This is a genomic window from Mesorhizobium sp. CAU 1732, assembly GCF_039888675.1.
In the GTDB taxonomy this organism is placed as follows: Bacteria; Pseudomonadota; Alphaproteobacteria; order Rhizobiales; family Rhizobiaceae; genus Aerobium.
In genome coordinates this window covers 1,357,729-1,381,611 of sequence record NZ_JBDQQR010000001.1, presented here as the reverse complement: position 1 = coordinate 1,381,611, position 23,883 = coordinate 1,357,729, and the positions used below count along the sequence as shown (strand labels likewise).

Genomic DNA, 23,883 nt, shown 5'->3' with positions numbered 1-23,883 from the left:
AGCATGGGAACAACCTGAAAATTCGGATGCAATCGCGCGCAGGCCGCACAATCAATCGCCGATCGTGTAAGGCCGATTCTCCTCAAGGGGCAGGTTCGCGCTTTCCCAGCCATCCGCCCCGAACGGATACCAGATCACCGAGCTGTAGCCCCATTCGACCGCCCGTTTGGCGGCGTTCCAGGACATCCAGCAGTCGGTCATGCAATAGAACAGGATGGGGCGGGATTTATCGGACACTGTGCCTGCTTCGAGGCTTGACCGGAAATAGTCGGCCGTCTCGTCCGGGATTGCGCCATAGCCCACATTAGCGAGCCAGATGCTGCCAGGAATGTTCTCCCTGACCTTGTCCTTCCATATCGTCCCGGCAGGCAGGTTCGCGGGCTTCGGCGTGTTCGGCATGACATCGATGAACAGGGTCTTCTTCTCCCGCCAGAGCGCTTCCGCCTCCTTCGTATCGACGACCCTCACGTCCTTGAGGGTATCGGGCACGCGCGCCTTGTAATCGCCCATCCGGTAGCCGGCAGGCTCTTCGACACCGCCCGCTCGCGCCGGCCCCGCGAACGCCAACATCCCTGTGACCAAAAGCAATACCACGTAGTTTCCGTGCATGCCGTTAAAGCCCCGTGGCATCGAGCGGCCATCTGTCCGTGAACACCTTGCCGTCCGTATCGGCGGCCTCGACGCGGATGTCCTCCGTACCTTGCGTCGCGAAATCGAAGCGGAAATTAGGGTCTTCCGAGATGGAGATGCCGCCCTCCATGGCAAGGATCAGCCGGTCGCCCTGCGAGATCGACAGGGTCTGGACGAAATGCGCCGGGATGAAATATTGGGTCAGCGGATCGCGCTGCAGGCCAGAATTGTTGGGGTGACGGATCATCAACTGCAGCTCCTGCGCCTTCGTCATCGTTTCCTCTGCCGGCGGCACGAACTGTCGCAGCTTCATCTGCCCCATCGAGCTCAGCGCATCCTTCGAATTCTTGACGGCCGGCGCCGAGCATCCGCCCGACGCCTTGACGAAGGTTTGCGACATATGGAGTTCGCCGCTTTCGGTTTCGGCAATCACGCGCAGATACGAGTAGTCGTTGACGCGAACGCGCGTCGCCAGATGCGTGACGCCGGCGTCCTCGCCGAACTGGAACGTTGCCGCCACCGGCGCCGGATTGACGTCGATGACCATCGTCACCTTTTTGACGCCGGAAGCCCTGGCGGGATCGATGTAGATGTCGACAGGCACCAGCGCCGCATCCTGCGCGCGCTTCGGGGCCTCGATGCGGACGAGACCGGTGTCGAGAAGGATCGGTCGGTCGCCAAGCACGTCGCCCTTCAGCGCCGCCCAGATCCTCTCCGATCCTGCCACAGACTGCTGAGCGGCCGTCGACCCGATGAGCGCGCCTCCCGCCACGACCGCGACGAGAAGCGTAGCTACGGAGCGCCGCAGCTTGCGAAAGACGTTGTATTGCATCAATGCCTCCACCGGTTCGAAGGTGGTGCCCTGGCACACGCTGAGGCTACTACCGTTCCAGCCGGATGGCAAACCGCTCTGGCGCGGCCAATCCCGCGGCTATTCCCATTCGAGCTCGGCGTAGGCGGTCGTCGCGTTGCGCTCGTTGTAGTCGTCGAACAGCGCCCAGTTCGGCGCCTCGCTGCGCCCGGCAGTCTTGACCGCTTCGGCGAGAGGCGTCCCTTCCTTGATTGCTAGGCGGAGGTCGCGGGCAAGGACCTCGAAATAGCGGCGCTCGGCTTCCAGCGCATCCGGCCATTCGCTGGGCGCAGGCCCGTGACCCGGCACGACCCGCACGGCATCTATGCCGGCGAGCCTATTCATCTGCCGAAGCCAGCCGAGCAGCGATCCGTCTATGGTCGGCAGGTGCCCCATGAAGACCAAATCGCCCGCAAACAGCGTCCCGGTCGTGGGATCGTGAACGGTGAGGTCGTTGTCGGTGTGGGCAGCGTCCCATGCCTTCAGTTGAAGCACGCGCCCACCGAGATCCAACTCCAGCATGTCCTCAACCAACAGCGTCGGTGGCACAATCTCTATGCCTTCCATCAGCTTGTCACCGAGCTGCTCGCGGTAGCTTCGCAGGTAATACTCGCCGCGCGCTTCGAGCGCCGCCGGTAGATTTTGGTGGCCAACTATCGTCGGGCCGAGTGCCCGGAACGCCGCATTGCCGAAGATATGGTCGGGGTGCACGTGGGTGTTGATCAGGTAGCGGACCGGTTTGCTCGTGACCGCGGTGATCGCGGCGATGAAGGCTTGAGCCTCGGCCATGCTGCCGCCGCTGTCGATCACCGCCACAGCATCCGAACCGACCACGACGCCCAGGTTGCAGATCGCGCCTTCATTGCCCGGATGCATCAACTCGTCGACGCCCTGAAAGGCGAAAACGCCGTCGGCTATTTCACGAAGCGTAAATTCAGCGCCAGTTGCAGCCAGGACGCTCTGTGCGAAGCAGCACGGCAAGGCCGCGGCGCCGACAGAGGCAAGCCCCTTCATCATTCTGCGTCGCGTCGGATCGATCGGCATCTTTCGACCTCTCAGGCAGGGAACAGGATCTCGCCCAAGCCGAGAACCGCATTATCGCCGCCATATCTGCGCGGCGTCTTCCCGAGAAGCGGGCGCCTGAGGATGCCCTCCGAGATCAAATGGCGGTCGGCGAGCGTCGCAAAGACGCTGTCCGGCGCGCCGCATTCGACAAAGCTCGGCGACAAGCTCTTCGGGGCGCGGTCGAGCAGGATCGAGCCGCGCCGCATCAGATATCCGGGCATATCGCCGGCGCCGCCGGCTACCATCAGCGTTCCGGCGATCATACGACTGCCGGCGTGGTCGCCGCAGCCTTTCAGCACTGCGATGAGGCCGCGCCGCATGCGGTCGGCGGCGAAGGCGCCGGCCCTGCCTCGAACGACCAGCACTCCGCCGTTCATGCCGGCAAGCTCGCCTGCCAGCGGCGCGCCGAGATGGTCGCCGGCGCAGCCCTGCACCTCCAGCCTGCCGCCGCGCATGCCCGAGCCGGCATGAGGCCCGGCATCGCCTTCGATCGTGAGCCGGCCGCCACGCATCGCGCGTCCTGCTTGCGCACCCACGTCGCCAATGACGCGCATCTCACCGTCGGTCGCCCCCGTTCCCACACCATCGAAGCGGCTGCTGCCACCCTCGAACACGATGTTTTTGGAATCACTGCCGGTGATGCGGAAAAAGTCGCCCACGGTCGATGCGCGTTTCGACTGGCCGAGCCGGATATTCGCGATGGCGCGCCTATCCAATCCCGCCAGCCCTTGCGGCGTCAGCGGTGAAAGGTCGAGCCGCTCAGGCGGCTCCGCGCGAAGGGTGAAGGTCAGCGCTTTCACGGCAACAGGTCTTTCAGATGATAATGGAACTTGCCGAGCTTGCCACCGTAGTTGCCGGCGCTGATGCGCGATGCGCCTTTCGCCGGGCCGAGGTCGGTGACGGCCTTGATACCCGCGCGCATGGCGGCGGCGACAGCGTCGCTGGTCTCTCCGTCGATGACGATTTCGAGCACGGCGTTGATGTCAGGCCCGAGCTCGCTCCTGACCACGCCGCGCAGCGTCGGGGCGAAGGCGTCGTTGGTGGAGGCCGTCATACCCTTGTATTTGCCGCCGATTTTCGAACCCGAACGCACGACGCCGCCCGGGAACGGCATGATGGCGCCCTGCACCCTGTCGATCGCCGCCACCGCTGCTTCCGCCGCCGCCAGCGCCTTGGCGTTGCTGCCGGCCAGCAGCAACAAATTGCCGCCGCCGACCGCTTCCTTGGTCATGCCGACCGTCGCCTCGCAGACGAACTCGCCGTCCATGACCGGAACCCGCCAGAAATGCCGCTGCCCGAGTTTTTTCGAGATCTGCCAGCCGTCGCCGAAATATCGCAAAGCCGAGCCGAGCTTGAGCTGGTTGGGTCCATCTAACCCGGCGAAGCAGGCGCTGCCCGGCGATGTCAGCACGCACTGGCCGACGCGATTCTGCAACTGCTTCTGCAACTCGTCGGTGCTGACCGCGAAGAGCATCACGCGGCAGCCGGGGCGGTTGTCGGGCGTTTCCGAAGGCGGCAGTTCGACGTCGATCGCCGCCTCGCAGCCGCAGCCTATGACCGAGGTGGCGTAGCCCGTCATCGATATGGCGGCCTGCCGCGCCCATTTTCGGTTGGGTCCCGTGATGACGAGCGCCGTCGCCCGCATGCCGAAGGCCTCGGCAAAGGTATCATCGATCGCAACACCGTTGACCTTCATCCGCGACATGGCACTTCCCGGAAAGGTTCTTCGCGCGCGATCGCGGAATCGGGAAAGGTGAATCGGTCCAGCGACAGGCCATAGCGCCGCTCGTGATAGTCCGTGAGCCGCTTGACGATCGAGCGGTCCGGCGGCGGATTGAGCCTCAGCGCCCTGCCCCAGCGATAATGCGTGATTTCGCCGTCCTTGACGACGAGGTCGCCGTTCTTGAACACCAGCGCCGCACGCCCGAGCATTTTGGCAATATCCTTGTCCCGCCGGTAGACGGCGATGTCAGCGATGGCACCCTCGCCGAGATGGCCGCGGTCGGCGAGCCCGAGCAGCCTTGCGGGCGCCGCACGCGTCATGATGGCGATCTCCTCGAACGTATATTCGCGATCGATCGAAGAGAGCGTAGACAACGCGAGCGCCGAACTCGACAACGACGACGCCATCTCGTTGCGCGCATCCTTGCTCATCAGCAGCTCGAAGAGTTTCGGATAGACGGTGAACGGCGCGCCATTGGGATGATCGGTGGTGAAGAAGACGCGCCACGGATCGGTGATCAACAGGAAAAGCTCGAGCCCCGCGGCCCATTGCACCGTGCCGTAATAGTCCGGGCGGTAGCGGTACGGCACGATGCCGCCGCCATTGCCGTCGCCGTCATAGATGACGAACTTCTTCGGATTTGCGCTACCGCGTGCGGAAAACTGGCGCATCACGTCCGACGATATGGTGACGGTCTGGCCGAACATGACCTGGCCGATGTCGATGGTCACCTCCGGCGCCGCGTTGACCAGTTCCGCCAGCCGCGCGGCGGCGGACGAAAACCTGCGTTTCCCCTCGGTGCCGTAACCGTAGAACTGAAGATGCGCGAGATGCAGCGGCACGCCTTCCGCCGCCGTGATCGTCGCCGCGGCAGTGTCCGCCGAGCCCGGCGCGCCGAGATTGTTGCAATGGACATGCAGCGGATGCGGGATGCCGAGCGCATCCACCGCAGCCTGCAGCGTCTTGACGATCTTGCGCGAACTGACGCCGTAGGACGGCACGACATCATCGAGCGAGAATGTTCGCACATTCTCCTTAAAGGCGGCTGCCGCACCCGCATTGATGACCTTGACGCCAAGCGCCCGCGTCGAGGCCACGGTCCAGGCGACATAATCTTCGATCATTCGCGGGGAGGCATCGTCGCGGATCATCGACAGCAGGAAGTCGTCGTTGCCGAGAATGGCGAGGGTAGCCTTGTCGATGATCGGGATATCAGCGAGTTCGAGATGGGTGTGGAGTGCCGCACCCGGCGACATGGCCGGCTCGACGACAGTGGTAAAACCCATCCTGGCGTAGAGACAACCGGTCTCGAAGGTCGACCAGCCGGCGCTGGAGAGCGGCGTCGCTGCAGGCCGCGCCTGGTGCGCCGCGTGCTCTTCCGGCAGCAGCAGCCGCGCCGTGTTCACATTGCCGCCGCCGATATGGGAGTGGATGTCGATCGCGCCGGCCATGACGACGCAGCCGGTCGCGTCGAAGGTCCGGTCGGCGCGGCCGCCCCGCGGCGCCTCCACGATCTCCTCGTCCTTGATCCAGAGGTCGCCCTTGCCGAGACGGCCATTGACCGGATCGACGATCTCGCCGCCCTTGATTCTCGTCAGCATGGCAGTGCCGCCCCCGCCGGAATGTGCTTGGCGATCGAGCGGAGGATCGCCGAAGCCGGAGGGAGTTGCGAAGCCTGATCCGCCGAGACGAATGCCAAAGTGCCAGTCCCGCTGGCGTAGCTCACCGCGTCGTGGTCGATGCCGGCCTTGCCGATCGCGACGGTGACCTCGGCGCCTGCGATCGGCCGCGCAGTCTTCGCAAGGGCGACCAGCGTGGCACCGTTCCTGCTCTCCGGCGATCGATTGCCATTGGCGGAAATCCAGAGGTGGAAATCCGCCTCGCCGGCAGCAATCTGCCGCGCCCCATCGAACCGCCAGGGATCGAATTCCGGAAAGCCCCGCGCAAAGCTCGTACGCAGGGGAAATCCGGTCATCCAGGTCGAGGCCAGCGTGCTGCCCCAGCCACTTTCGCTTGCCGGCAGGTGCAGGCCGGACGCGCGCGACGTCCGGTTGAGGTCGGCGATCAGGCCTTGCAGCATTTCCAGCGCCAGCCCGTCGGAGGAGTGCCCGGAAAACACGAAAACCGGGAAGCTGGCGCCTGCGAGCGCACTCTGGAAGCGGGCAAAATTCGATACCGGCGCTGCCACATGACGCCCGGCACATAAAGCACGGAGCGCTGCAAGCGTGCCGCCGATGCCCGCCTTGCCGCAGGAAAGCCGCGTCGCCTTGCGCCCGCCCAACGGCGGAGCTCGCGTCCCGCGATCACCGATCAGGAAGAATTCGCGCGCATTGCCGGCGGCGAGATCGGGAACCGTCCCGGCGAGATCGGTCACCAAGCCGCGATGTAGTTCGGGCAATTCGCCGACGATCACTACGAGGTCGGCCCGTCGGCGCACCTCGCCCGGCGCGACGAACATACCGCCTTTGTCGGTGAGGAGCGCCGTCTCTCGCGCCAGCCCAACGCCATCGACGTGATCGTAGGAAGCACCTACCCGCTCGGCCAGGGCGATCGCCGCGCGTGTGCCATGAATGTCCGTGTCAAAGCTGAAAACCGGGCACCGGCTCGAATGCAACAGCGCGGCAGCATGCTCGACCGCGCGCTCCAACAGAGTCTCCCGGTTGCCGATCCAAGCAACCGCCATCCACTATATTGCTTTCTGGTGCCGGCTCGACTTTAGACGAAACTCGATAAACCGTGAACCCCGCAGAGAGCAGATTAGCGAATGTGGTTAGCCCGGTTCAATCGCTGTCGGCGTGGAGCGTCCCTCAGTTGGAAACGCCGCTCGTCGAAGCCGGCTGAACAGTGGCTGAAATATCCGACACGGTGACGGTATCGTTCACGCGCCGGATTTCCACTTCCCTCGAGGCTTCGTTCAGCGCCTGAGGCACCGACAAGACGACGCCTTGTCCGGGCATCAGCGTTGCGATCACCCGAACGGGTACGTTGGCCTCGCCACTGACAAGAGTGGCGACGACCCGAAAGCCATCGTCGGAAACCTGATAGTAGGCAACGCCGGTCGTGCTTCCAATTTCGATGCTCCTTGCCTGTAGCGGACGTAGTTCCTCCGCTTGCGCCGCGCCGGCCAGGCCCAGCGCTGCGATCAATCCTGCTGCAATTCTAATCATTGTCATCTCTCCGTTTGTGGCCGACGGCACCATCGACGCCAGTCAGTTTAATAATTGAACTGTATCCAAATGAGGGCTTGAGTTCAATGATGCAACTCACTATTGTGTGAGCATGGAAAGAACGAGTTATGCAGACATGCGGTGCTCGCTGGCCCGCGCGCTCGAACTGATCGGCGATTGGTGGTCGCCGCTCATCATCCGCGATCTGTTTCTCGGCATCACGCGGTTCGACGAACTCGCCGAGGACCTCGGCATCTCACGGAATCTTCTGACCAGGCGTCTGAAGGCGCTCGTGGCCAATGGCATTGTCGAGCGAACGGCCTATCAACTCCGCCCACCGCGTTATGAGTATCGTCTGACCGAGGCTGGTCGCGATCTCTGGCCAGCCATGCTGGCGGTCACCGAATGGGGCGATCGCTGGGCAGCGCCAGAGGAAGGCCGGCCGATACTGTTCCTCCACAAGACCTGCGGACATCAGTTCCGGCCACAGGTGACCTGCTCGGAATGCGGGGAGGTTGTCAGCACCGACACCGTCTCGGCACTTCCCGGTCCCGGTGGTGCGGCGGAGCCTGGCACGATGGTTGTGGCGAGGCGTTTTCAGGCGCAGCCGGCTGCACCTGAAACCTGAGGCTAAGCCTCAATCGTATTTGACGTAAGCGAAGCGCTGGTCGGAAGGCGGTGTGCCTTCCAGCGCGCCGCCTTCCGTGGCCGGTTGCCACTGAACGACGTCCTCGATTTTTCTCGCCAGCTCGAAATCCTTGTCGGTGATGCCTTTTGCGGCATGGTTCATCAGCCGCACTTCAACCCATGCGTAGGAGGCGGTGATGTCGGGATGATGCCATGCGGCCTCCGCCAGATGGCCGACCGTGTTGATGACCATCAGCGTCGATTTCCAGCCATGGGTTTTGTATTTCCTGCGTATCCAGCCGTTTTCGTAAAACCATTTCGGCAGTTCCTTTTGGAGCCGCTCGGCGATCTCCGTCTCCGAATAGACCCTCTCCTTCGTCCTCTCGCTCATCTCGACCTCCGCGGTTCGTTTGGCCCGCTCCAAAGTTAGGAACGCAATTTCGGGACTCTCGCTTGCCCTCAAGGTGAAAGCGGTTATCATGCAGCCAGGCACCTAGAACTTCCGTGATGCACATGATGCACCCACTGGGGGGCAGATGTCGAATTCTGTTACGATAAGAGTGCCAGCTCGCCTTCATCTCGGTTTTCTCGACCCAGGCGGCGGGAGCGGACGCCGCTTCGGCAGCCTCGGCCTGCCATTGTGCGAGCCGGAAACCGTCGTGACTCTGTCCAGGTCGGGCGAAACTGTCGTCATCGGTCCCGAGAGCGACCGGGCGGCGGAGCATCTCGCGGCGTTGAGCCGCCGCCTCGGTATCCGCGCCCAGCACCGCCTCGTGATCGAAGAAGCGATCCCGCGCCATGCCGGCCTCGGTTCAGGCACGCAAATCGCGCTGGCGGTCGCGGCGGCGCTGCGCATGCTCCACGATCTGCCTCTCGACATAGAAGACGACGCAACCTTGCTTGCGCGAGGCAAACGGTCGGGCATCGGCATCGCCAGTTTCACGGATGGCGGCGTCATCATCGATGCCGGGAATGACCGTAGCGGCCGCCCGCCGCCAGTCGTGGCGCGGTTGCCTTTCCCGGACGAGTGGCGCGTCATGCTTATCTTTGACCGAACGCAGGATGGGCTGCACGGCGAGCAGGAAATCGAGGCGTTCCGCGCCCTTCCGCCCTTCCCCGCCAGCGGCGTCGGCGAAATCTGCCGGCATGTACTGACGGGCGTCATGCCGGCGCTGGTAGAGCAGGACATCGCCACGTTTGGCGTGGCGGTCACGGCGATCCAGACGCTTGTCGGTGAACATTTCGCGCCGACGCAGGGCGGCATCTTCACCTCGAAGCGCGTAGAAGCCTTGGCCCGCCGTCTTGCGGGGGCAGGCGCCGTCGGCATCGGCCAGAGTTCGTGGGGACCGACCGGCTTCGCCTTCGCACCGTCGGAGAGCGCCGCGCTGGAGATGGTTGCCGCCGCGCTGCAGGCGGCCGAAGACGGTGCGGAGATCAGGGTCGTCCAGGGCAGGAATTCCGGCGCGCAGATCACTTCGACCGGACTGAACCTCGTCGGCAGTTGATTGCCCGACATCGTCGGGCTCGCGATCACGTAAGAAAAAGGCACGGCGCCAGCAAAGGCGGAGAGGAAAGAAATGGCCCGCAAGCACATCCTTCATATGCTGACCCCGCTGGCGCATATGAGTCCGTTCGATGTGAACATGGCGCTCGACGCCGGCTTCGATGCCGTCGTGCCCTATGTCGGCGTCGGCGTCGGTGAAGTGACCGGCCTGGTGCAGGACGCCATCTTCTCGCGTCCGCCGGATGCCGGCGTCGATACCGGCATCTTCATCGGCGGCAAGAACGTCTCGCTCGCTCTCGACATGTTCGACGCCGCAAAGAAAGCGATGGTGCCGCCATTCCAGGTTTCGGTGTTCGCCGATCCCGCGGGATCCTTCACCACAGCAGCGGCGATGGTCGCGAAGGTGGAGAAAGCGCTGGAGAAGAAATTCGAGCGCAGCCTGAAGGATACGCGCATCACGATCTTCGGCGCCACCGGCGTCGTCGGCTTCTGCACTGCCGTCATCGCCGCCAAGGAGGGCGCCAAGGTCACCATTGCCGGCCATGACGGCATCGAGCGGGTGAAGAAGGTCGCTGAGGAGATCCAGGCCCGGTTCAAGGTGAACGTGAACGCCGCCGACGGCTCGACCGACGCCAGGAAGAAGGCGCTGGCAGAAGAAACGCAAGTGATCCTGACGACCGCCAAGGGCGGCGTTCAGGTGATTTCGAAAGTACAGCTGTCGGCCGCCAACGGTCTGCTCATCGCCGCCGATGTGAATGCGGTGCCTCCAGCCGGCATAGAGGGACTGGCCGTCAACGCCGATGGCGAGCCGCTCGAAACGACAAAGGCTGTCGGCATCGGCCCGCTTTCCATCGGCAACGTCAAATACAAGGTGGAATCCGGTCTTTTCAAACGAATGATCGAAGCCGACAAGACCGTCACCTTCGATTTTCAGGATGCGTTTTCCTTTGCACGCGAGATCGCCAAATAGTGCCGGCGTCCTACTGATCGCCGCGCTTTCGGGCCGGGCGCTGGCAGCAGCGGCGCGGCGGGCGGGATACCGCCCGCTGGTCGCCGACTTCTTTTGCGATACGGACACAGTTGCGATGGCCGAACGTACCCACAAGCTTCCTGGCGATCTCAAGAACGGCATCGCCGGAGGGCGGTTGATCGAGACGCTTCACCAACTGGTCGGCAATGACCGGCCGGCCGCTGTCGTTCTCGGCTCGGGCTTCGAGCGGAAGACCGAGTTGGTCGATGAAGTGGCACGCCATTTTCCGCTGGCAGGCAATGGCAGTGACGCGATCCGCCGGGTCAAAGACCCGCAGTCGCTGGCCGCCGACTGCGCCGAACTCGGCATTCCCCATCCACCATTCCGATGGGAAGCGCCGCCCGATCCCGAGAACTGGGTGGTCAAGACAGCGGGGGGCGCAGGCGGCGCGCATATCACGCGCGCGAACGGCGACAAGCCGGCAGCGGGCCGCTATTTCCAGCGCTTCGTTATCGGGCAGAGCATTTCCGCGCTGTTCATCGGCGACGGCCGCAGCGCGCGCATCATAGGCTTCAGCCGGCAGTGGACGTCGCCCGCGCCAGACGCTCCCTATCGCTACGGAGGCGCCGTGCGGCTGAGGCGTATCGACCGGGAGGACGCGGTGGCGATCGGCGGATGGCTTGCAAGCCTCACGCGGCGCGCCGACCTGGTCGGACTGTGCAGCGCCGATTTCATCCGCAACGCGGACGGCTACCAGCTCGTCGAGATCAACCCTCGTCCCGGCGCCACACTCGACATTTTCGACTGCGCCGACGCGCCGCTGATCGAGGCGCATCTCAGGGCCGCGAGAGGCGAGGCCTATGCCACGCCGCGGTTCGCCGATTCGATGGCGTCGATGATCGCCTATGCATCCACGCCGGTGGCGCATTTTCCCGAGATAACCTGGCCCGACTGGACGGCCGACCATCAATCGCCGGGCACGAGGCTGATCGCCGGCGATCCGGTCTGTACAGTCTTTGCCCGCGGGCCGAACGCCGGGGCGACCCGAAGAATTGTCGTGGCGAAGGCCAGACAGTTGCAGCACTGCTGGGAAGGAGATCGGACATGAAAGACGGCTCTGCATCCCTGAACGAGAATGCGCAGCGTATTGCCGACGGCATGATCCATGACGCCGAGCGGCTGCGGATCAGCGTTTCGAAGGGCCCGTCGGGGGAAAGCCTGATCGACGCCGGTGCCAAGGTTCTGGGCAGCGTCGAGGCCGGGCTGCGCATGGCGGAGGCGGCGATGGGCGGCCTCGGCACCATTTCGGCTGTGATGGACCGTTCGCTGAAGAAATGGCCCCTCACCGTGGAAGTGCGCAGTTCGCAGCCGGTGCTCGCCTGCCTCGCCTCGCAATATGCCGGCTGGAACCTGTCGAGTGGCAAATATTTCGCCATGGGATCGGGGCCGGCGCGGGCGCTTGCCCGGGTCGAGCCGCTGTTCGAGAAGCTCACCTACAAGGATACCGCATCGTCTGCCGTCCTCGTATTGGAAACGGCGGAACCGCCGCCCCCAGCGGTGGTGCAGAAAGTCGCCGACGCGACCGGACTGGCAGCCGACCGTCTTACCGTCCTCTACGCTCCCACCCAGAGCCTCGCCGCAACGGTGCAGATCGTTTCGCGCGTCCTTGAAGTGGCGCTGCACAAGGCCAACGATCTCAAATTCCCGCTGGAGAACATCGTAGACGGGATCGGCGCGTCTCCCATCCCTGCCCTGCACCCGGATTTTCTTACCGCCATGGGCCGGACCAATGACGCGATCATCTACGGTGGCATCGTCCAGCTCTTCGTCAAGGGTTCGGCGAAGGACGCCAAGGGATTGGCCGAAAAGCTGCCGAGCAAGGCCTCGCGCGATTACGGCCAGCCTTTCGCCAACATATTCAAGCAGTTCAAAGGCGATTTTTATTCCATCGATCCGTTGCTGTTCAGTCCGGCCGAAATCATCGTGACCGCCATCGAGACCGGCGATACATTCCGTGCCGGAGGACGCGACTTGATGATGCTCGAACGAAGCCTCGGCTAGACGGCGCCTGATTGCCTCGTTTGTCCTCCCGAATAACGCCAACAGTGACGAAGGTCCCTTGATCCCCCGCATTCTCATCGTCAACGACAATTCCGATCCGCGCTCCAGGGGGCTGGCGCACAGCTTGCGCCGGCGCGGCGCGGTAGCAGTGACGGCGCCGCTGGCCGCGATTGCCTTCGACACCGATCGGCCCGACGGGCTTGCAATACCTGGCTTCGAGCAAGAGTTGCCGGACGCGGTGCTGGTCCGCTCGATCGCAGCGGGATCGTTCGAAGCGGTGACGCGACGTCTCGGGGTGCTCCATGCGCTTGGGCGGCTTTCCGTGCCGGTGTGGAATTCGGCGCAGGCGATCGAGCGCTGCGTCGACAAGTCGATGACGACATTTCTGCTCGAGAACGCCGGCCTGCCGACGCCTCCGACCTTCACCGTGGAAGGCCGGGCGGCGGCCGAAGAGATTGCAACCCGCGAGCTTGCCCGGACTCCGCTCGTGCTGAAACCGCTCTTTGGCGCACAGGGGCGCGGCATCAGGATGATCCACTCGCTTGCCGACCTGCCCGCGCCGGAAGAGGTGAGCGGCGTTTATTATCTGCAGCATTATGTGGCCCGCGCGGGTCCCCCTTTCCGAGATTTCCGCATCTTCGTCTGTGCCGGCAAGGCGGTGGCGATGATGGGCCGGCGCGGAGCTGACTGGATCACCAACATCAACAGGGGTGCCGTGCCGGAAGAGGTGTTGGGGCACGACGAACGCGAACTGGCGGCGCTGGCCGTCGCCGCGACCGCCGTCGTGGGGGCGGATTTTGCCGGCGTCGACATCATCGCCGCCGCCGATGGTCGCCTGCTGGTGCTCGAGGTCAACAGCATGCCGGCCTGGTCGGGGCTGCAATCGGTCGCCACCGTCAACATCGCCGACGCGATCGCCGAGGCGCTGCTCAAATTCCTGGCCGATCGTGCGGAGGCGCCGGCTGCGCGTCCCTATCGTTTCGCCTCACCGGCAAACTCCTGACATGCGGTTTTCGCGTGATCATGTCCGCGCCGCCTACGAAGATGCGTGTCGGCGCGAGATCGAGGCGCTGAAGCCCGGCAACGTTCATCTCTTCGCCGACGGGCATTTCATGTCAGCCGGTCAGTTCCTGACCAGCGCAAGCGTGTCCTCCGCGCCGCTCACCGACCCCGGCCTGCCGGTGGGGCGGCGTATGCTCGATGCTGTCCGCGCGACACGCCTGGCAGTCGGGACCAACACCAATCTGGGCATCATCCTGCTCTGCGCGCCCCTGCTTCGCGCGGCGGAAATGGCTGGCGGCGAACTCCTTGAGAATCTTGGCAAAGTTCTCGACGAGATGGACCTGGAGGACACAGCTTCGGTGTTCGAGGCGATCGTACTCGCCTCCCCCGGCGGCCTCGGATCTGCCGAAACGCACGACGTGCGCGAGACGCCGAAGGTCCGTCTTGTCGAAGTGATGCAGGAAGCGGCGGGACGCGATATGATCGCCCGCCAATACGTCACACGCTATGACGACGTGTTCGGCATCGGTCTCGTTGCCCTCGAAGAAGCAATCGCCCGCGGCGAAAGCGGCATGTGGCCGACCGTCTTCGCCTACATGGCGTTCCTAGCCGGCTTCCCCGACAGTCATGTGGCGCGCAACCACGGTGCCGAAACCGCAGACCGGGTGCAAGACGAGGCTATCGCTGTTCGGGCATTGCTCGACGCTCCCGGCGACGAGGCGGCGCGCATCGCCATACTCATGGACTTCGACAGGCACCTGAAGGAGCGCGCCGTCAACCCCGGCACGTCGGCCGACCTGACGGTAGCTAGTCTTTTAGTCCATGGCTTGAGGTTCAACTTGCATAAAGGCAGCGTTGATGGTTGAATTTCATCAGCGAGGGCAAAATGCCTCCGCGGCTATCTAGCCAACCGGTCCGGACAACCCGGACGCTGCCAACAAGGATAGTCGTCCATCGAGCGTCCGCTCGGTTGCGGCGTCTTTGGACTCCATAACGATCTCGTGGAGGAAAATTGGCATGGCTAAAATCTCGAAAGTGATGGTCGGTGAATCCCTGGTCGGCGACGGCAACGAAGTTGCCCATGTGGACCTGCTCATCGGACCACGGGGAAGCGCAGTCGAAACAGCCTTTTGCAACGCGCTCACCAACAACAAGGACGGCTTTACCTCTCTCCTGGCGGTGATTGCGCCAAATCTTCAATGCAAGCCCAATACGATTCTGTTCAACAAGGTCACCATCAAGGGCGCCAAGCAGGCGGTCCAGATGTTCGGCCCGGCGCAACATGCGGTCGCCAAGGCGGTCCAGGACGCCGTTGCCGAAGGGATCATCCCGGCCGACGAGGCGGACGACGTGTTCATCTGCGTCGGCGTGTTCATCCATTGGGATGCCACTGACGACGCCAAAATCCAGCAGTACAACTACCAGGCGACGAAGGAAGCCATCCAGCGCGCGATCGAAGGCAAGCCTACTGCCGCCGAAGCGACCGCCCAGCGGGATCAGGCGAAGCATCCGTTCGCCGCCTAGACACGAGACAGCCCCGCACAGGCAAAACCCTCAGCCGAACCGGATCGTCTATTGCGTCTGCTGAAGGCGTTTTCAGGCATCTGACTCTTTCCGTTCCAAGGGATGCAATTCCTTCGGAACGGGTATGAGTTTTGTTCTGCATCAGCGGCCCAGCAACGCGAGTTGCTTGGCCGTAAGCATGCCGTTGTGAAGCGAGGTGGCGACCAGCGCCGCTTCGATGCCGAGCGACGACAGCGCGCGGATGTCGGCTTCGTCGCGCACGCCGCCGGCAGCGATAACTGAGCGGCTTCCGGCCTTCGCTTTGATCTCCCGCAATCGCGCGAAATCGGGGCCGGTTGCAGAGCCGACCTTGGCGAGCGTCATGACGATTACTCTTTGCGGCCACAAATCGGGTTGGTTGAGAAGGGCCGCAGGACCGCGAAACCCGTCGTCGAAGAAATCGAGCGAAAGGATGAGTCCGGTATGGCCGCGAAAACGCTTGAGCAACGAATCGTCGCGTTGCGATTCCGAGCCAAGCACCGGACAAAGCGACGGCTCCGCCAGCGTCGCAGCCAGAATCTGCGCATCGGCGATGCCGGCGTCCACCCACAGCTCCGGCGTATCCGGCATGGTCGCCAGCCTGGCGATCGCTTCGCTGTTTGGCGCGCGGCCTTCTATGGCGTCCAGATCAGCGATGTAGAAGGTCGGGAATGGAAAGAGCGTCCGCAGCCCCCCGGCGACGGCGACGGCGTCCGAACCCGCGTTCAGCGGCGTGACGATCGGCCTGTAGCTGTCGCGCTGCCCCATCTGCGCGCGAACGACCTGGCCGTCTTTCAAGTCGAGAACAGGAATGATATGCAACATTTTCCCCGCGAGCTGTCTGTCTTGTCGATGAAAGCCTGAAGCTTGGAAAAAGGAAAGCGCATCGTTGCCGGCTTCGATGTTGGCGGCGCGCACCTGAAGGTCACACGGGCCGAAGATGGTCGCATTGTCGCCGCGGCAACAATCGCGATGCCTTTGTGGCAAGGCCTCGACCAGTTGGAGTTCGCTCTTCGGGAAGCGGAGCCGCTCTACCGCGGCGCCGGTCTCCACGCCTTCACCGTGACAGGCGAACTGTCGGATATCTTCCCCTCCCGCGAGGCGGGCGTGGTGACTCTTCTGAAGCAGATCGCCGACCGGTTCCCCGCCGAAAGCCTGATCTATGCCGGACCGAAGGGCTTCGTCGGCATCGACCAGGCCGCGAACCTCACGATGGACGTCGCCTCCGCCAACTGGCATGCGACCGCCGCGCTGGCGGCGCGTCTCGCCGGAGATGCACTGCTCGTCGATATGGGCTCCACGACCACCGACATGATCGCGCTCAAGGCATGCGCCGTCGCCAATGAGGGCTACAGCGATGCCGAGCGGCTTCTGACCGGCGAACTGGTCTATACCGGCTTCACGCGCACCTTCCTTTTCGGCGTCGCGTCTTCGGCCCCGGTTCGCGGAAAGCTCACGCCGCTGATGAACGAGTATTTCGCCTCGATCGCCGACGCGCACCGCATCCTCGGCGTACTCGATGAAGCCGACGACAGGCACCCATCGGCCGACGGCAGGGAAAAGACTGTCACCGGCTCGATCGCGCGGCTTGCGCGCATGGTGGGGCAGGACGCGGCCGATCTCCTGCCCGGCGAATGGCGCGATGTCGCCTCATGGTTCAGCGAGCGGCAGTTGCGCATGATCCATGATGCAGCGTTTCGAGTGGCGGGAAAGCTCGCAGGCGACGCTCCGATCGTCGGCGCCGGCACGGGGCGCTGGCAGGTCAGCCGGCTCGCCCAGCGCATGGAACGCCGCTTCATCGATTTCGCCGACATCATCCCCGCCGACGACGCCGTCCGCGGCGAGGCGAGCAGCGCCGCCCCGGCAAGCGCGATTGCGCTGCTGGCCGCCGACAGGGAGTGATGGGAAGGAACCGCGTCCGTCAGGACACGTTACCCCTCGACACCGAAGCTCCGGAGAATGGACATGAAACGTCATATTCTTGCGGCCGTGCTTGTCGGTGGCTTGGCGGCCACACCTGTGCTTGCGCAGAACGACGGCCAGACCGCGTTCAACACCTCCTGCCGCACCTGCCATACGATGAAGGAAGGCGACAACAGGCTTGGGCCGAACCTCGCGGGTATCGTGGGTCGCAAGGCCGGCTCACTGCCTGACTACAACTATTCGTCGTCGATGAAACAGTCGGGCATCACCTGGGATGCGGCGACGCTCGACCAGTTCATCGCCAATCCCGATCAGGTGGTCAGCGGCAACAACATGAAGCCCTATGGCGGCATCACCGACGCTGCTCAGCGCAAGACGATCGTCGATTTCCTGCAGTCGGGCGGCTAGATCGCCGTGCATCCTTGCGGACGCACGAGTGGCGATCTATCTCTTTGTTTGAGCATCGGAATAATCCGAAAACCGGATTCCACTTTTCGGTCCGATGCTCTAATCCCTGGCCGAGTGCGTGTCGTTGCCAGCGGTGATATGCTCTGTCACCTTCTGCATCAGCCAGTTCCAGGCTTCCTTCTCCTCGGGACCGGCGGTCTTTTCGATAGCGATCGACAGATAGGCGATTTCGGCGTCGATCTTCTCACGCGGCAGCATGTTCAGCCGGCTGACCAGTATGGCCAGTTCGAGCACCGCCGCACGGGCGCGGTTGAAGCCGGTGAAAGGCGCATGCGTCTCTTCCTGCACCACACGGCAGAAATGGCGTGGCCGCACGCTGTCATCGGAGATGCTTTCCACCGCGAGCACCGAATGGGCCAGCGCAGCGGCGAGTCGGGGCACTGGAAAGCCGTCGACCGGAACTGTCGGCCAGTCCCTGCGTCCGGTCAGGCAGCCGGCGAAGATGCGCGCATCGTCGGTGTAGTTGGCGACCGCGAAAGGCACCTCGGCCAGATTGTCGAGCGTTACCGACGGACGGAACGGTGCGATGATCCAGCCGTCCCTCTCGGCGATGATGCCGATCGGCGCGATGTGCACCTTCCCGCGCTTGTCGGCGGTCGTGATGATCGTTTCGCGGATGTAGGGCACCGCTATCCCTCCTTCTTCGTCCGCAAGGTATGGCCCGCTTCGGCGAGCCGCGTCCGGTCGGTTTTTGGCTCCGGCACGGCGACGCCCCAGGCAAGCGGCTCGTCCTGCGCATAACGCTTGCCAAGCCGCCAGGCGATCTCGGCCTTCATCAGCTCCGCGCCGAGATAGAAAGCGTGGGCGCCATCTGTCTCCACGCCCAGGCCCGCAAACAGCGCGAACGCGTCCTGCGCGACCGCATGACCCTTGCTGTTGAAGACATGGATGCCGTCCTCGGCGGTCACGATACGGAAATTGGCGTCGCGCACCGCAGCCGCGAGCGCGGCGATATCCTCGACAGAGGCGGCGTACGGTTTTCTGTCATGGATTTGCAGCAGCCCTTGATGATAGCTGCGCGGCAGCGCCCCGTCGCTCTTCGCCGCGAACAGGATGCGGCGGGCGAGATCGTGCTCCTCGATCGTCCGCATCGTATGCGGACTGACATGGACGGCGAGCACGTTGCGGATATCGAGTTCGGAGCACAAACCAACAAGAAGTGTGGTGACGCCGGAGCTGTCGGCATCGGTGAGTTCCGTGAGGTTGCCGGTGCCCATCAGCAGTTCGACCTCCGGCCAGCGGCGGCGCGCCTCGATGAAGCGGCCGAGAGATTGCGCGAAGCCGAAGTGGATCGGGTCGAGAACAGGATCTGCGATGAAGGAAATGCCGGCCTTTTGGGCCGCCTCGATGGCGCGCCCGAGGGAATCCAGATCGCCTGAAGCCGATGGGATGAGCACGGGCGTCACCGTGTGCTCGAAAGCGATCGGCAGCGTGTTCTCGTCAAGGCTGAGAAGATAGTCGGCACCCGCCTCCGCACCGATCCGCAACTCGTCCGTATTGGCGGAGTCGACGCTGATGGCAAAACCTTCGGCCTTCAGTGTCCGCACGGCCTCCCCGAGCAACGGAAACGGCGTTTCCGGCAGGCAGCCAAGGTCGATGACGTCGGCGCCGGCCCCTGCGAGCGTGCGCGCCCTGGCGACCAGCGTATCGATCGACAGCGCCGGCGCGTCGACGATCTCGGCAAAGATACGCATGTCGTGGCGGGAAAGATCGGGCGGCTGGCCGGCCCTGCCGAGAAAGGGTGGCAGATCGGCGACCTCGTCCGGGCCGCGCGCGAACGGGATACCGAAATACTGTGAAAGCCGCTCGACATCGCCGCGGAAACGGCCGGGCAGGATGACGCGATCGGCGCCATCGGGAAGCTTCAGCCGCCGCTGTATGATCTCCTCCGTCATCAGCGCCGCGACCTTGACGCCGATGTCGACCACCTCCCAGGCGAATTCGGTTTCGCCGAGGCCGGCGAGCAGCTTTTCCAGCCGCGCCCTGGCCAGATGGCCGGTGAGAAAAACCAGCCGCTCAGCCATGACGGTTCGGTTCAGCGTGACTCACTTCAGCCTGGCGTTCGCGGATTGCGGCTCGTAGATCGGCCAGCGACTCGACGACCCGGGTCCGTTCGAAGCTCTTCAGCTTCTCAGTGTTCTCCAGGTCGATCCCGCGGGGATAGACCTTGACCAGCCCGTGCGGCGCCATGGTTTCGAGTTCCGGTGCGGTGTCGCAGGCGAAGACGATCGACGGCACGCGGCATTTGCCGGCCTGCGCGAAGACGTTGGTGGCGAGCGTGTCGGAAATGCCGAGCACGCATTTCGCGACGGTGTTCGACGACGCCGGCGCCACCACCACCGTGTGGTAGACGCCGTGGTAGAACGCGCCGACAGGTGCCGCGCTTGCCGTCCTGTCGTGCAGGACACGCATCGTATCGGGGAAATCAAGCTTCAGCTTGTACATGCGCAGGACCTCGTTCGCGGCCTTGGAAACGAAGACGTCGCAATGTTCGAGCTCGTGGATGAGTTGGAAGCTCTCCGTGAAGAAATGGCCGGAGCCCGTCAGAACCCATGCCCAGCGTGGCGTGTTGAGGTTTCCCAGCATGGTTACGCCCGGCCGTTGCTTTGCGCCGCACCGCCACTCCTGCCCCCTCCCCACAAGGGAGCCGGAGTCGGAGTGGTTCGCGATGCGATGCGTACCCCCGGAAGCCTTCCAGACGACAACATCGCCGCGGCGTTACCGGCATCGCGCGGACCGGCTACGAAAAGATCGATGCCGTCCGGCAGCATGGCGGCGAAGCCTGCATCCAGAATGCCTCTCGTGGTCAGGTTCTCCACATCGTCGCGATTCGAAAAGTTGCTAGCCTGCTTGATCAGCAGCAATGTCTCTACCGACAGCTTGCCGGCCAGCCAGGCCGCCAGCGAATCCGAGGTGATGTCCCATGAGGCCGGAATGTCCGGCGCCGGAACAGCCATCGCGGACGGCAGCCAGACCGGGATTCGTCCCTCCTCCAGCGCCTGCCTCATCTCGTCCGTCGACCTGGCCTGCGAAAACCTTTCGTGGCGATCGAGGACGACATGGCCAAACTGCTCCATGGCGAGGATGGCCATGGCATGCGCCGCGGCATCGGAAAACCCCATGCGCTTCTGCGCGTCGCGCACCTGGTCGGCGAAAGGACCGCCGCCCGGCACGATGACAAGCGGCAGGCTGGAACCCGCCAGCGCAGCGGTCCACACCTCCATCTCTTCATGATCGGCCGTGCTGCCGCCGAGCTTGACGACGGCTGCCCTCACCGGGTGATGCCCTTCTTGCCGTCCGGAAGCACACCCTCGGTGTTCTCAGGCTGCGCGCCGGGCCTCAGCGCCGACAAGTTTTCCTTCGCCCGACGACGCTCGATCTCGACGCCGACGCCGCCGGGGCCGAGCTCCAGCTTTTCCACCCTGACCGTCACCCGCACGACACGCGGATCCTCCAGCACATACGCGGCCACCTGTTCGGCAAGCGTCTCGCTGAGCTCGACATGGCCGCGCGCGACGATGGCACGGATGCCGTCCATGATGACATCGTAGGAGAACACGTGGCGCATGTCCTCCGGATTCCTGGTGACCCGCAGCACGTCCGCAGTGACGTCGAAGCGGACCTTCTGCGTATGGCCGTGCTCGAAACTGTAGGCGCCGATCTGCACGGGAAGCACGAAATCCCGGACGAAAATCTTGTCCGCCCCCAGCGTCGGGTCGCCCGCGCCGGGCGAATAGCCGCGCGCCGCCAACAGCCGGTAGTCGACACTGGCAGAACTGCCCGCCGGCCGCTCCTCCGGGACCAGCGAACGAATATGCTCGACCGCCTGCTTGTTGATCGAGGCGGTACGCTGCGACCGGTCGCAGAGCGCGCCGCGAAAACCCAGGAAATCCGGAGCGAACGGCAGCAACCTTGGAATGTCAGGCGCTTCGAGCGATCCACTCAAGCCAACCTTCAAACCGAGCGAGCGGGCGCGATTGACGAAAATCGGGATGCGCTCCGGCGGCATATGGTCGAGCAAACGTCCCCCGGCCTTGTCTGCCGTATCAACCATTGCGCCGTGGAAGCCGTGGCGGGCGAAAACGTCCAGCAGGCCGAAATCCGGCTCGCGGTCGGCGAACAGCACGGCGATCAGCTTCGTCCGCTCGCCGAGCGGCGCAAGCGCGGCTGCGCAGGCGTTGGCATTTGGGGAGGGGAAGAAGCCGATCTTCACATAGTCGACACCCGTAGCCGCGATCTCTTCGGCCGTGACGGGGATCGTTTCAGGCTCCATCGGCAGGTCGCCGCAGACCGCGCTCGTGGCGCAACGTCCCGCGATTTTTTGTACCGCCTGGCGGATAATTTCGATCGCCGCCGCACCCAACGCTCCGGCCTTCGGGTCCTTCAGGTCGATGATGTCGGCACCGCCGGAGACCGCGATTTCCGTCTCGGCGAGGTCCGCGACGCTGGCCAGCATTTTTGTCATTTGTTCAGTTTCTCCAGCCTGGAAGACAGCACGTTGCGATAGAGATAGTCGATGGCACGCCGCCAGGATTCATCCGTGTTGCCGCGCAAATCGACCGTCGCGCTGGTGACCGGCCGCGATGTCGCGGCTTCATGGACAAGAACGCTCATGCTCAGAACAAGTTCGGACACCTTATAGACAACCCCGGTGAAAGCGTAGTCGGCGCCGAGTTGCCGCGCAAAATCGTCGCCGCAATTGCCACACGCCTGCAGGTTGGCAGCGGCGGCCTTCTCGGCGAGAGGCTTCGTGTCGACCACATCGAATCCGGACTTGGCGAGATGATCGCGCAAGCGTTCGCTGATCATCTCGCGTCTCTTGTCTTCGGCTTCCTTCTTGCTCGGCGTACCAGGCACGAGATTGCCATGCTGGAGCTCGAATTCGAAGACCGCAATCTTGCCAGCGTGTGCCGGGCTCACGGCGAAGCCTGCAATTAAACTTGCCGTGAGCAGCAAGTTTATAGGGGTTGCTATCGAGGAACGCTGCGTTAAGTTCATCGTGGCACCGAAATATTTGACCGCATGTCCGGCTCTTTGCCGGCTTACGGAGCGTGGGAGAGAACGCCTGCTATGAAGGGCATGGTGCCATATACCCTTGCGGTATTCTTCGGACTTTTTTTGGTGAGCGTCAACGTTTGGCCCGTCATGGCGCAAGAAGTCATGGCGCAGGAAACGGCGCCAAAGGCCGCGGCTGCGAAACCCGCGCAGCAGGTGACCGAGATCAAGCTCGGCTACCTGCGCGCCTATGAGCCGCAACTGGCGCTGTCCGTTCTCGACGCTCCGCCACGAGACGAAGGCGTGGCGGGCGCCAATGTGGCGATCGCCGACAACAACACGACCGGCAAGTTCATGGGCCAGGAATTCGCGCTCGACGTCACAGAGGTGAAGCCGGGTGCGGATGTCGTGCAGACCTTTCGGGACATGATCGCCAAGGGCGACCGCTATGTGCTCGCCGACATCTCGGCCGAGCAACTCCTGTCGATCGCCGACATCGCCCGCGAGAACGGCGTGCTGATCTTCAATGTCGGCGCCACCGACGATATATTGCGCGAGCAGGAGTGCCGCGCCAACGTGTTCCACACCGTGCCGACCCGCAGCATGCTCGCCGACGGGCTGGCGCAGTACCTGATCTGGAAGCAATGGCCGCGCTGGGTGCTGCTTTACGGCTCGCATGACGGCGACCGGGCTTTCGCCGATGCGCTCAGGCGCGCCGCGACCCGCTTCGGTGGCCAGATCCTCGCCGAGAAGGAGTTCAAGGACACCGGTACGGCGCGGCGCACCGATTCCGGCGTCGTGCAGATCCAGCGGCAAATCCCCGTGTTCATGCAGGACCTGCCCGAGCACGACGTGGTGCTGGTGGCCGACGAGAGCGAGGTGTTCGGCACCTACGTCCCCTTCCGCAACTGGATCCCGCGACCCGTCGCCGGCACGGCCGGGCTGATGCCGTCGGCCTGGCATCCGGGCAGCGAGCAGTGGGGCGGCACCCAGATCCAGAATCGCTTCGCCAAGGCCAACGGCCGACGCATGATGTCCAAGGACATGGCGGCATGGACCGCGGCCCGCATCATCGGCGACGCGGCCACGAGGACGCAGAGTAACGATCCGCAGAAGATCGAAGCCTTCATCCGCGGAGACGATTTCTCCATCGCCGCCTTCAAGGGCCAGAAACTGACCTTCCGCAAATGGAACTGGCAGCTCAGGCAGCCGATCTTCCTCGGCGATTCCAAATCCGTCGTCTCGACCTCGCCGCAAGAAGGTTTCCTGCACCAGGTATCGGAGCTGGATACGCTCGGCGTCGATCAGCCGGAGACCGAATGCGTTCTGAAATAAGTATCCGAACCAACAGGAGGA

Annotated in this window: 27 protein-coding genes; 11 read left to right on the top strand and 16 right to left on the bottom strand. The window is 63.8% G+C overall.

Annotated features, from left to right (window positions below):
- Nucleotides 1-51: 51 nt before the first annotated feature.
- From AAFN55_RS06765 to AAFN55_RS06730, 8 genes are all read right to left on the bottom strand, one after another.
- The gene (locus AAFN55_RS06765; protein WP_347798093.1) at nucleotides 52-570 is read right to left on the bottom strand and encodes a PQQ-dependent catabolism-associated CXXCW motif protein; all 519 of its coding nucleotides are present in this window, start codon (nucleotides 568-570) and stop codon (nucleotides 52-54) included.
- 43 nt (nucleotides 571-613) lie between these two features.
- Nucleotides 614-1,462, bottom strand: a complete 849-nt coding sequence (locus tag AAFN55_RS06760; RefSeq protein ID WP_347798092.1) for a quinoprotein dehydrogenase-associated SoxYZ-like carrier — start codon at nucleotides 1,460-1,462, stop codon at nucleotides 614-616.
- 99 nt (nucleotides 1,463-1,561) lie between these two features.
- Entirely contained in the window at nucleotides 1,562-2,524 is a 963-nt protein-coding gene (locus AAFN55_RS06755; RefSeq protein WP_347798091.1) for a quinoprotein relay system zinc metallohydrolase 2, read from the bottom strand.
- 11 nt (nucleotides 2,525-2,535) lie between these two features.
- Complete coding sequence (locus AAFN55_RS06750; protein ID WP_347798090.1) at nucleotides 2,536-3,345, bottom strand: formylmethanofuran dehydrogenase subunit C; 810 nt, start codon at nucleotides 3,343-3,345, stop codon at nucleotides 2,536-2,538.
- Complete coding sequence (gene fhcD, locus AAFN55_RS06745; protein WP_347798089.1) at nucleotides 3,342-4,250, bottom strand: formylmethanofuran--tetrahydromethanopterin N-formyltransferase; 909 nt, start codon at nucleotides 4,248-4,250, stop codon at nucleotides 3,342-3,344. The genes AAFN55_RS06750 and fhcD overlap by 4 nt, the downstream gene beginning before the upstream one ends.
- Nucleotides 4,238-5,869 (bottom strand): formylmethanofuran dehydrogenase subunit A, encoded by a 1,632-nt coding sequence (locus AAFN55_RS06740; RefSeq protein ID WP_347798088.1) that lies wholly within the window; start codon nucleotides 5,867-5,869, stop codon nucleotides 4,238-4,240. Before AAFN55_RS06740 ends, fhcD begins: the two co-directional genes overlap by 13 nt.
- Entirely contained in the window at nucleotides 5,863-6,951 is a 1,089-nt protein-coding gene (locus tag AAFN55_RS06735) for a tungsten formylmethanofuran dehydrogenase (protein ID WP_347798087.1), read from the bottom strand. The genes AAFN55_RS06740 and AAFN55_RS06735 overlap by 7 nt, the downstream gene beginning before the upstream one ends.
- Nucleotides 6,952-7,075: 124 nt before the next feature.
- On the bottom strand, nucleotides 7,076-7,435 hold the full coding sequence (locus tag AAFN55_RS06730; RefSeq protein ID WP_347798086.1) for a hypothetical protein: 360 nt from the start codon (nucleotides 7,433-7,435) through the stop codon (nucleotides 7,076-7,078).
- Between the two features lie 112 nt (nucleotides 7,436-7,547).
- On the opposite strand from AAFN55_RS06730, the gene AAFN55_RS06725 reads away from it, so the two are divergent.
- The gene (locus AAFN55_RS06725; protein WP_347798085.1) at nucleotides 7,548-8,063 is read left to right on the top strand and encodes a helix-turn-helix domain-containing protein; all 516 of its coding nucleotides are present in this window, start codon (nucleotides 7,548-7,550) and stop codon (nucleotides 8,061-8,063) included.
- Between the two features lie 9 nt (nucleotides 8,064-8,072).
- On the opposite strand, the gene AAFN55_RS06720 is transcribed toward AAFN55_RS06725, so the two are convergent.
- Nucleotides 8,073-8,453 (bottom strand): 4a-hydroxytetrahydrobiopterin dehydratase, encoded by a 381-nt coding sequence (locus AAFN55_RS06720; RefSeq protein WP_347798084.1) that lies wholly within the window; start codon nucleotides 8,451-8,453, stop codon nucleotides 8,073-8,075.
- Nucleotides 8,454-8,598: 145 nt separating this feature from the next.
- Between AAFN55_RS06720 and AAFN55_RS06715 the strand changes: the two genes are divergently transcribed.
- The 7 genes from AAFN55_RS06715 (at nucleotide 8,599) to fae (ending at nucleotide 15,123) form a co-directional block, all read left to right on the top strand.
- Nucleotides 8,599-9,567, top strand: coding sequence for a beta-ribofuranosylaminobenzene 5'-phosphate synthase family protein (locus AAFN55_RS06715; protein WP_347798083.1), 969 nt, complete (start codon nucleotides 8,599-8,601; stop codon nucleotides 9,565-9,567).
- 72 nt (nucleotides 9,568-9,639) lie between these two features.
- Nucleotides 9,640-10,536, top strand: a complete 897-nt coding sequence (locus AAFN55_RS06710) for a methylene-tetrahydromethanopterin dehydrogenase N-terminal domain-containing protein (protein WP_347798082.1) — start codon at nucleotides 9,640-9,642, stop codon at nucleotides 10,534-10,536.
- Between the two features lie 115 nt (nucleotides 10,537-10,651).
- Nucleotides 10,652-11,644 (top strand): ATP-grasp domain-containing protein, encoded by a 993-nt coding sequence (locus AAFN55_RS06705; RefSeq protein ID WP_347798081.1) that lies wholly within the window; start codon nucleotides 10,652-10,654, stop codon nucleotides 11,642-11,644.
- The gene (mch, locus tag AAFN55_RS06700) at nucleotides 11,641-12,597 is read left to right on the top strand and encodes a methenyltetrahydromethanopterin cyclohydrolase (RefSeq protein WP_347798080.1); all 957 of its coding nucleotides are present in this window, start codon (nucleotides 11,641-11,643) and stop codon (nucleotides 12,595-12,597) included. Before AAFN55_RS06705 ends, mch begins: the two co-directional genes overlap by 4 nt.
- 58 nt (nucleotides 12,598-12,655) lie before the next feature.
- Nucleotides 12,656-13,600 carry a RimK family alpha-L-glutamate ligase gene (locus AAFN55_RS06695; protein ID WP_347798079.1) on the top strand — a complete coding sequence of 315 codons (945 nt, stop codon included), beginning with the start codon at nucleotides 12,656-12,658 and terminating at the stop codon, nucleotides 13,598-13,600.
- A 1-nt stretch (nucleotide 13,601) separates the two neighbouring features.
- Complete coding sequence (locus AAFN55_RS06690) at nucleotides 13,602-14,465, top strand: triphosphoribosyl-dephospho-CoA synthase (RefSeq protein ID WP_347798078.1); 864 nt, start codon at nucleotides 13,602-13,604, stop codon at nucleotides 14,463-14,465.
- Nucleotides 14,466-14,616: 151 nt separating this feature from the next.
- Nucleotides 14,617-15,123 carry a formaldehyde-activating enzyme gene (fae, locus tag AAFN55_RS06685; RefSeq protein WP_347798077.1) on the top strand — a complete coding sequence of 169 codons (507 nt, stop codon included), beginning with the start codon at nucleotides 14,617-14,619 and terminating at the stop codon, nucleotides 15,121-15,123.
- A 141-nt stretch (nucleotides 15,124-15,264) separates the two neighbouring features.
- Here the strand turns inward: fae and AAFN55_RS06680 are convergent, their stop codons facing one another.
- Nucleotides 15,265-15,966: a HisA/HisF-related TIM barrel protein gene (locus tag AAFN55_RS06680; RefSeq protein WP_347798076.1), complete on the bottom strand. Its 702-nt coding sequence runs from the start codon at nucleotides 15,964-15,966 to the stop codon at nucleotides 15,265-15,267.
- 42 nt (nucleotides 15,967-16,008) lie between these two features.
- Here AAFN55_RS06680 and AAFN55_RS06675 point away from each other — a divergent pair, with 42 nt between their 5' ends.
- Nucleotides 16,009-17,043 (top strand): hydantoinase/oxoprolinase family protein, encoded by a 1,035-nt coding sequence (locus tag AAFN55_RS06675; RefSeq protein ID WP_347798075.1) that lies wholly within the window; start codon nucleotides 16,009-16,011, stop codon nucleotides 17,041-17,043.
- Between the two features lie 63 nt (nucleotides 17,044-17,106).
- On the top strand, nucleotides 17,107-17,472 hold the full coding sequence (locus tag AAFN55_RS06670) for a c-type cytochrome (RefSeq protein ID WP_347798074.1): 366 nt from the start codon (nucleotides 17,107-17,109) through the stop codon (nucleotides 17,470-17,472).
- A gap of 99 nt (nucleotides 17,473-17,571) precedes the next feature.
- On the opposite strand, the gene AAFN55_RS06665 is transcribed toward AAFN55_RS06670, so the two are convergent.
- The 6 genes from AAFN55_RS06665 to AAFN55_RS06640 are packed head-to-tail and all read right to left on the bottom strand — an operon-like array spanning nucleotide 17,572 to nucleotide 22,488.
- Nucleotides 17,572-18,159 (bottom strand): DUF447 domain-containing protein, encoded by a 588-nt coding sequence (locus AAFN55_RS06665; protein ID WP_347798073.1) that lies wholly within the window; start codon nucleotides 18,157-18,159, stop codon nucleotides 17,572-17,574.
- 2 nt (nucleotides 18,160-18,161) lie between these two features.
- Nucleotides 18,162-19,556, bottom strand: coding sequence for a DUF6513 domain-containing protein (locus AAFN55_RS06660; RefSeq protein ID WP_347798072.1), 1,395 nt, complete (start codon nucleotides 19,554-19,556; stop codon nucleotides 18,162-18,164).
- Nucleotides 19,549-20,118 carry a flavoprotein gene (locus tag AAFN55_RS06655; RefSeq protein WP_347798071.1) on the bottom strand — a complete coding sequence of 190 codons (570 nt, stop codon included), beginning with the start codon at nucleotides 20,116-20,118 and terminating at the stop codon, nucleotides 19,549-19,551. The genes AAFN55_RS06660 and AAFN55_RS06655 overlap by 8 nt, the downstream gene beginning before the upstream one ends.
- Before the next feature lie 2 nt (nucleotides 20,119-20,120).
- A complete protein-coding gene (locus AAFN55_RS06650; protein ID WP_347798070.1) occupies nucleotides 20,121-20,807 on the bottom strand; it encodes a dihydroneopterin aldolase in 687 nt (228 codons plus the stop codon).
- A complete protein-coding gene (locus AAFN55_RS06645; RefSeq protein ID WP_347798069.1) occupies nucleotides 20,804-21,997 on the bottom strand; it encodes a (5-formylfuran-3-yl)methyl phosphate synthase in 1,194 nt (397 codons plus the stop codon). Before AAFN55_RS06645 ends, AAFN55_RS06650 begins: the two co-directional genes overlap by 4 nt.
- Nucleotides 21,994-22,488: a DUF3280 domain-containing protein gene (locus AAFN55_RS06640; protein ID WP_347798068.1), complete on the bottom strand. Its 495-nt coding sequence runs from the start codon at nucleotides 22,486-22,488 to the stop codon at nucleotides 21,994-21,996. Before AAFN55_RS06640 ends, AAFN55_RS06645 begins: the two co-directional genes overlap by 4 nt.
- Nucleotides 22,489-22,692: 204 nt before the next feature.
- Here AAFN55_RS06640 and AAFN55_RS06635 point away from each other — a divergent pair, with 204 nt between their 5' ends.
- Nucleotides 22,693-23,862 carry an ABC transporter substrate-binding protein gene (locus AAFN55_RS06635; RefSeq protein WP_347800207.1) on the top strand — a complete coding sequence of 390 codons (1,170 nt, stop codon included), beginning with the start codon at nucleotides 22,693-22,695 and terminating at the stop codon, nucleotides 23,860-23,862.
- Nucleotides 23,863-23,883 lie beyond the last annotated feature (21 nt).